At 72.8% G+C, this 5602-nt stretch carries 6 protein-coding genes and 1 riboswitch; of the genes, 2 read left to right on the top strand and 4 right to left on the bottom strand.

Features of this window, described 5'->3' with window-relative positions; genetic code table 11:
- Positions 1–41: 41 nt before the first annotated feature.
- Complete coding sequence (locus ACFXHB_RS44060; RefSeq protein WP_380582773.1) at positions 42–506, bottom strand: phage tail protein; 465 nt, start codon at positions 504–506, stop codon at positions 42–44.
- A 443-nt stretch (positions 507–949) separates the two neighbouring features.
- On the opposite strand from ACFXHB_RS44060, the gene ACFXHB_RS44065 reads away from it, so the two are divergent.
- Complete coding sequence (locus ACFXHB_RS44065) at positions 950–1759, top strand: thioesterase family protein (RefSeq protein WP_380582775.1); 810 nt, start codon at positions 950–952, stop codon at positions 1757–1759.
- 39 nt (positions 1760–1798) lie between these two features.
- On the opposite strand, the gene ACFXHB_RS44070 is transcribed toward ACFXHB_RS44065, so the two are convergent.
- Positions 1799–2512, bottom strand: coding sequence for an IclR family transcriptional regulator (locus ACFXHB_RS44070; RefSeq protein ID WP_380582777.1), 714 nt, complete (start codon positions 2510–2512; stop codon positions 1799–1801).
- Positions 2513–2711: 199 nt separating this feature from the next.
- A riboswitch (SAM riboswitch) is annotated at positions 2712–2853 on the bottom strand.
- Between the two features lie 166 nt (positions 2854–3019).
- Complete coding sequence (locus ACFXHB_RS44075) at positions 3020–3742, bottom strand: TNT domain-containing protein (protein WP_380582779.1); 723 nt, start codon at positions 3740–3742, stop codon at positions 3020–3022.
- A 385-nt stretch (positions 3743–4127) separates the two neighbouring features.
- On the opposite strand from ACFXHB_RS44075, the gene ACFXHB_RS44080 reads away from it, so the two are divergent.
- A complete protein-coding gene (locus ACFXHB_RS44080) occupies positions 4128–4454 on the top strand; it encodes a MazG-like family protein (protein ID WP_380582781.1) in 327 nt (108 codons plus the stop codon).
- A gap of 194 nt (positions 4455–4648) precedes the next feature.
- Here ACFXHB_RS44080 and ACFXHB_RS44085 read toward each other — a convergent pair whose 3' ends face one another.
- Positions 4649–5515: a carbohydrate ABC transporter permease gene (locus tag ACFXHB_RS44085; protein ID WP_380582783.1), complete on the bottom strand. Its 867-nt coding sequence runs from the start codon at positions 5513–5515 to the stop codon at positions 4649–4651.
- Positions 5516–5602 lie beyond the last annotated feature (87 nt).

A 5602-nucleotide genomic window follows, 5' to 3' on the forward strand; every position in this document is an offset into this window, starting at 1 on the left:
GGGCCCCCCGCCCGCGGGCGGCCCCGGCGCCGGCGTCGTGCTCAGTACTCGTTCTTGATGACGAAGTACGAGCCGCGGATGATGCCGGCGAGCTTCGACTTCTGCCGGGCGAACTTGAACCGGGAGGCGAGCTCCTCCGGCACCTCCATCCCTTCCGAGAGCTTGAACCCGACCGCCCGCTTCTTGGGGTCGTCGACGGTGTACATCACGTTGACCGACAGGCCGTTCTCGTAGAAGACGTAGGCCATGCGGATGTTCTCGACCTGGAAGCCGGTGGCTTCCAGGGGCCGGGAGGAGATGACGATCTCCCGTTCCTCCTGGAGGATCCGGTGCACCCAGGCGACGGTCTCCGGGGCCTCGCCCGCGGGTTCCACCGTGAAGACGTGGTCGTACTTGTTCCGGAAGTAGCGGGCCTCGTTCGCCCGCAGACCGGCGAGCGCGGCCGCGACGGGCGACGACTCCAGACCGGCGGTCGATACGGTGTCGAAATCCACGGTGTGGGTCATGGCGGATCCGTTCTCGTCAACGTGCGTGGCGGACTCTGCTGTCGGGCGGGGTCGCGGGCGGGGCCCCGCCCCGTGGTGACGGGGATCGCCCGCACCGGCCGGCCGCGACCGCCCGGGCACCACTCTCGCGACACGCGGTCACCGTCCACGCCAGCCTCCGTCGCCCCGGCCGGCGCCGCCCGCTGTGGGCCCCCATCGAGTGACCCGCCCGGGCCCGGGCCCGGGGTGCAGCCGCCCGGGGCCGCCACCCCGTCCGCGGGGTCGGCAGGGACGGCGATTCCTCACGACCGGTCACCCGGCCCGGTGGCCGCGGGTCGGTGTGGTGTCCCTCACCCTTTCGGTTCCCCGACTGTTCGACCCCCTACGATCTTCCTCGGCGCGGGCACCCACCGGACCGCCCGCCGCGTCCCGCGCGTTGTCGTCCACCCGAGGAGAACCGCCCCGTGAGCACCGGCACCGGCTCGCCCGACAGCTACTACCAGCGGACGGACGAGCACCGCTACAAGCCCACGGCCCACGCCGGCGGTGCCTGGAACAGCGCGGAACAGCACTTCAGCCCGCTGGCGGGCCTGGTCGCCCACGCGATCGACCGGTTCCGCGCCGCGCGGCCGGACGACGGACTGGCCCTGGCGCGGATCAGCTACGACATCCTCGGGCCGATCGCCCTCGACGAGTGCGAGATCAAGGTGGAGAGCGTGCGGCCGGGCCGCACCATCGAACTGATCGAGGCCGTCGTCCTCATCGGTGACCGCGCCGTGGTCCGGGCCCGGGCCTGGCTGCTCGCGGTGGGTGACACCGGCTCGGTCGCCGACAGCCCCCATGAGCGGGTCCCCCCTCCCGAGGCCGTCGCGCCCTGGGACATGAGCGCGCAGTGGGACGGCGGCTTCGTCTCCTCCGTCGAGGTCCGCCGGGCCGCGGCCCGGCCGGGCCGCTCCCTCGCCTGGATCTCCAGCCGGCTGTCCCTGGTCGCCGGCGAGCCCAGCACCCCGCTCGCCCGCTACCTCGCCCTGGTGGACGCCGCCAACGGCACAGCCGTCCAGCAGCCGCCCACCGCCTGGATGTTCCCCAACCTCGATCTGACCGTCCACTTCCACCGCCAGCCCCGTGGGCCGTGGACCGGCCTGGACACCACCGTCAGCTTCGGACCGGCCGGCCACGGCCGCACCAGCTCCGTCCTGCACGACCTCGACGGCCCGGTGGGCCACGCCGAGCAGATCCTGACCGTCCGGCCGCTGCCGCTGCCCGGCTCGTAGCGCCGGACAGCGGGCCGCGCGGCCGGGGGAACCGGCCGGTCAGGACTGGCACAGCGCCTCGGTGAGACGGTGGGCCGCCTCGGTGACGGCCCGGGACAGCAGGGCACCGGGGTGCCGGGTGAGCCGTTCGATCGGGCCGGAGACGGAGACCGCGGCCACCACCCGGTCGGACGGCCCGCGCACCGGCGCGGAGACCGAAGCGACCCCGACCTCGCGTTCGCCGATGGACTGCGCCCAGCCCCGGCGCCGCACACCGCTGAGCGCGGTGGCGGTGAACCGGGCGCCCTGCAGCCCGCGGTGGAGCCGCTCGGGCTCCTCCCAGGCGAGCAGGATCTGGGCGGCGGAGCCGACCTTCATCGGAAGGGTGATCCCCACCGGCACGGTGTCGCGCAGACCGGAGAGCCGCTCGGCGGCGGCCACGCAGATCCGGATGTCGCCCTGTCGGCGGTACAGCTGGGCGCTCTCACCGGTGAGGTCGCGCAGCTGGGCGAGGATCGGGCCGGCGGCGCCCAGCAGGCGGTCCTCCCCGGCGGCCGCCGACAGCTCGCCGAGCCGGGGGCCCAGGACGAACCGGCCCTGCAGGTCCCGGGCGACCAGGCGGTGTTGTTCCAGTGCGACGGCGAGCCGGTGGGCGGTGGGCCGGGCCAGGCCGGTGGACGCGACGAGTCCGGCCAGGGTGGCGGGGCCGGCCTCCAGGGTGCCCAGGATCGAGGTGACCTTGTCGAGCACACCGACGCCGCTGGTGTTTTCCATGAATGGGTACTCCGTCTCGAATCCCGTGAGCGGCGGGTGGGATCCGCTCACGGAGGCTCCCCGCGGGGAGCCGGGGGGGTGGTCAGCGAGGGCGGGCCGAAGGGGTCGGCGGATTGCCTGCGCCGGGCACGAGACGGGTACGCGAAAGGGCCGGGGTGGGAAGCGCCCGGGCGAAGGACAGCACTGAGAGCACCGTGTCTCCTCATCTTTCCCGCGCCACAGTGGCGACAGGCCGGAGTTGGCACTGCTCCCGGTCGGGTGCGGCGTACTTCGGACGCCGGGTCGACCGGGGAGTTGCCGGGGCTTCGTAGGGCCGGTCCCTCCACCCCTCTGGATGATTCGCGTGGAACCCTACAAGATCCCCCCCGCGTTCCTCCACACCGCCCCCACCCCCGGCCGCGGCGCGGGCACCGCGGACCGCCCGGCGGGCCCCCGCTCGGCGCGCGGGCGCGCGTTCGGCGCGGACGGCACACGTGCTGCCGTCCGCGCCGTCGCCGGGCTCGACCGTCAGGCCCCGGTGGGCGTCACCGCGCACTCGTCGTCGGCGACGATGTCGAGGTACTTCTCGTCAACCAGGACGTTGATCTTGTACTCCTTCTCACCGAGTTCCTTGGGCTTGAGGTCCTTGTCGAGCCACTCCTGCACCCCGCCACCGGGCATCCCGTAGAAGGCCGCGGTGTGCCCCCGCCAGACGTCGAACGACTTCCGCACGACCAGGCAGTGGTAGCTCCTGCCGTCCTCGCTCGCGTCGTCGTTGAGCGCGTCCGGCGTCACCGAACGCTGGGCGAACGGTGTGCCGGGGTCGGCGAAGTAGCCGCCGTGGAGCGCGCCGAACCGGTCGAGCTTGGTGCCGGCCGGCACGGTCCACAGGGTCTTGTCGACCACGCCGTTGATCTGCTGGAAGCCGCGGTCGGGCGGGTACACCCAGACCTTGTCCGGGGTCGGGTCGGCGTACAGCTTCACGAAGTTCACGGCGCTGAGCCCGCCGAAGCGCTGGTAGCCCCTCAGCATCTCGGCGACCGGATCCGTGTTCGGCAGGGCGGCGGGGCCGAGGCGGCGCTGCCCGCAGTAGTACCGCTCCGGGTGGGGGTCCGCCGGAGCGTCCGGGCACTCGGCGGAGCCGGCGCGTGCGGTCGGCGCCGGCCGGGCGACGGCGCCTCCCGCGACGGCGATGCCGGTCAGCGGCAGAGCACAGGCGAGGGAGAGGGTGAACATCGGGCGAAGGCGCATGCGGCGCTCCGTTCCTTGGGGCGTCGAGGGGGCGAGGTGAATCGGTCTCGTGACGGGACGTCGGGACGCGCGAGGCGTCGTGACCGGAGGTGGGGGATCGCGGGCCGGCGAACAGTTGCCCGACGTCGGATCCGCGACCTCGTTCCGTCACGCCGGCTCCCCGAAGTCCTCATTCGTATACGGACTGTAGGGGTGGCGACCCACCGGGCCGGGCTGCCACACCGGACCGGGGTACGGCGGAAGCAATCGGCGACCGCCCGACCGCCCGGCGGCCGACCACCGGGCGCGCTCCACCGGCCGCCCGGCGGGAAATCGAAATGCCCCGGGCTCGCCGGGAACCGCCCGGCTTGATCGACCCACTCGAACAGGGGCAGGATCCTGCCCCATGGAAGAGACCTGGATGATTGTCAACTCCCTTGCCGCGAGGCTTGATTCACACTTCGACCGGAGCGACGAGCAGCGCTGGACGGTGCAGGCCCTCAAGCTCCAGGAGGAGGCCGGCGAGGTGGCCGAGGCCGTCATCGGGGCCCTCGGCGCCAACCCCCGCAAGGGTTACTCGCACGACTGGGACGACGTCCGTAAGGAGACCTGCGACGTGGCCCTGTCCGCCCTGGTGATGCTCGTCCGGATGGGTGGCGACCCCCGGCGGTTCTTCGACGACCACCTCCGCTCGGTCGCCGCCGGCGGCACGGGGGGCGCCGGCCCGGCCTGAGCGCCCGCCCGGACACCCCGCGCCCCCGGCGCGGCCCCCGCTCCCGACAGCCGGAACGGCCGCGGGGGGGGGGGCGCCCCCCGGGGGGGGGTTGGGCGCCAGCCCCGCGGCCCGGGCCGCGGCCCTGTTTCGCCCACCCCGCCCCGGGCCCGTGGTTCGCCGTCCGACCACGTGTGGACCGGGAGTCGTAGCCCCTATTCCTTGACCGCGCCGCCGGTGAGGCCGTTGACGAAGGTCTTCTGGAGGAGGAGGAAGGCGAGGACGACGGGGATGGCGGCGAGGACGGAGCCGGCCATGAGGAGGTCCCAGCGTGGGGCGAACTGGTTCTGGAACTGGGCGAGTCCGACGGGGAGGGTGCGCAGCAGCTCGTTGTTGGTGACGAGGGAGGGCCAGGCGAATTCGCCCCAGGTCCACATGAACTTGAGTACCGCGACGGTGCCCAGGGCGGCCCAGGAGTTGGGGAGCAGGATGCTGACGAGGGTGCGCAGTCGTCCGGCGCCGTCGATGGCGGCGGCTTCGTCGAGTTGGACGGGCAGGGTGACGAAGTGTTGGCGGAGCAGGAAGATGCCGGTGGGGCTGGCGAGGAAGGGCACGATGAGGGCCCAGTAGGTGTCGATCCAGTCGAGGTCGCGCATCACGAGGTAGAGCGGGACGAGGATGACCTGGGTGGGGATCATCAGGGTGGCGAGGATGAGGGTGAGGACGGCTTGGCGGCCGCGGAAGCGGATGCGGGCGAGGCCGTAGGCGGCGAGGGTGTCGAGGACGAGGTTGCCGGCGACGACGGCGGCGGCGACGAGGACGGAGTTGAGGAACCAGCGGCCGTAGGGGAAGGCGGAGAGGACTTCTCGGTAGGCGGCGGTGGTGAGGTGTTCGGGGATCAGGTGTCGCCCGTTGCCGACGAGGTCTTCCATGGGTTGGAAGGAGGTCAGTGCCATCCAGAGCACGGGGAGGCCGGCGAAGAGGGTGGCGGTGGTGAGCCAGAGGGTGGGTGCGAGGCGGATCGAGGACCTTCCGGTCGGGGACTTGCCCGGTGAAGGCTTTCCGGTGAGGGACTTGTTCACGATTCCTCCCGGGAGGTGAGTTTGAGCCGGACGAGGGTGATCGTGAGGAGGATGGCGAAGAGGACGACGGAGGCGGCGGAGGCGACG

Source organism: Kitasatospora sp. NPDC059327 (genome assembly GCF_042752535.1).
Taxonomy (GTDB): Bacteria; Actinomycetota; Actinomycetes; order Streptomycetales; family Streptomycetaceae; genus Kitasatospora.

Coding starts and splice junctions, on each gene's coding strand:
- ACFXHB_RS44075 (WP_380582779.1), bottom strand. CDS start 3,742: ATGCGCCTTCGCCCGATGTTCACCCTCTCCCTCGCCTGTGCTCTGCCG.
- ACFXHB_RS44070 (WP_380582777.1), bottom strand. CDS start 2,512: ATGGAAAACACCAGCGGCGTCGGTGTGCTCGACAAGGTCACCTCGATC.
- ACFXHB_RS44060 (WP_380582773.1), bottom strand. CDS start 506: ATGACCCACACCGTGGATTTCGACACCGTATCGACCGCCGGTCTGGAG.
- ACFXHB_RS44080 (WP_380582781.1), top strand. CDS start 4,128: ATGGAAGAGACCTGGATGATTGTCAACTCCCTTGCCGCGAGGCTTGAT.